This is a genomic window from Maribacter ulvicola (assembly GCF_900155985.1).
Lineage (GTDB): Bacteria > Bacteroidota > Bacteroidia > Flavobacteriales > Flavobacteriaceae > Maribacter > Maribacter ulvicola.
In genome coordinates this window covers 1-1414 of the sequence record NZ_FTMA01000022.1, presented here as the reverse complement: position 1 = coordinate 1414, position 1414 = coordinate 1, and the positions used below count along the sequence as shown (strand labels likewise).

Sequence of the window (1414 nt, the reverse complement as noted above, 5' to 3'; positions counted from 1 at the left end):
CTAGTGTCTGTCTCGGTGAGAGCATCCAGTTGGAGGCGACACCTGCAAACGGAACATGGTCCGGTACAGGCGTAAGTTCGGGTGGGCTTTTCGACTCGTCCGTACAGGGAGCAGGCAGTTTTGAAGTGACCTATACGGTAACGGACGGTAATAGCTGCGACGGTTCCGACAGTGCAACGGTAACGGTAAACGTATTACCGGAGCCGGTAGCGGAAGATGCCAGCGTATGTTTGGGGGCAACGGTACAGTTGGAGGCTAGCCCCGAAGGCGGAACCTGGTCCGGGACAGGAGTAAGTTCTACAGGACTGTTCGACACGACCGGCTTAAGCGATGACACTTATGAAGTAACATATACGACAACGGATGATAATAGCTGTGTAGGGGAGACGACGGCAATGGTTACTATAAACCCATTGCCTATAGCGGAAATCGGTGGAGTGTTGGAAATATGTTCAGGCAGTAGCACTACGCTAAAAGCAGATTATGAATCAAGTAATGTTTATGTCTGGAATACTGGAGCTACTACGTCAGGGATAACAGTAGATACTGCCGGCGATTATACGGTAACGGTAACAAATACTTATGGTTGTACAGCTGAGGCAACGGTAACGGTGATCGTAAACGATAGCCCTACTGTGGAGGCGGAAGACGCGAGTGTCTGTCTCGGTGAGAGCATCCAGTTGGAGGCGACACCTGCAAACGGAACATGGTCCGGTACAGGCGTAAGTTCGGGTGGGCTTTTCGACTCGTCCGTACAGGGAGCAGGCAGTTTTGAAGTGACCTATACGGTAACGGACGGTAATAGCTGCGACGGTTCCGACAGTGCAACGGTAACGGTAAACGTATTACCGGAGCCGGTAGCGGAAGATGCCAGCGTATGTTTGGGGGCAACGGTACAGTTAGAGGCTAGCCCCGAAGGCGGAACCTGGTCCGGGACAGGAGTAAGTTCTACAGGACTGTTCGACACGACCGGCTTAAGCGATGACACTTATGAAGTAACATATACGACAACGGATGATAATAGCTGTGTAGGGGAGACGACGGCAATGGTTACTATAAACCCATTGCCTATAGCGGAAATCGGTGGAGTGTTGGAAATATGTTCAGGCAGTAGCACTACGCTAAAAGCAGATTATGAATCAAGTAATGTTTATGTCTGGAATACTGGAGCTACTACGTCAGGGATAACAGTAGATACTGCCGGCGATTATACGGTAACGGTAACAAATACTTATGGTTGTACAGCTGAGGCAACGGTAACGGTGATTGTAAACGATAGCCCTACTGTGGAGGCGGAAGACGCTAGTGTCTGTCTCGGTGAGAGCATCCAGTTGGAGGCGACACCTGCAAACGGAACATGGTCCGGTACAGGCGTAAGTTCGGATGGGCTTTTCGACTCGTCCGTACAGGGCGC

The 1414-nt window shown here is 50.9% G+C and carries 1 pseudogene; it reads left to right on the top strand.

The window, feature by feature from the left end:
* Nucleotides 1-1414, top strand: a pseudogene (locus BW936_RS19690) (hypothetical protein); the annotation flags it as partial.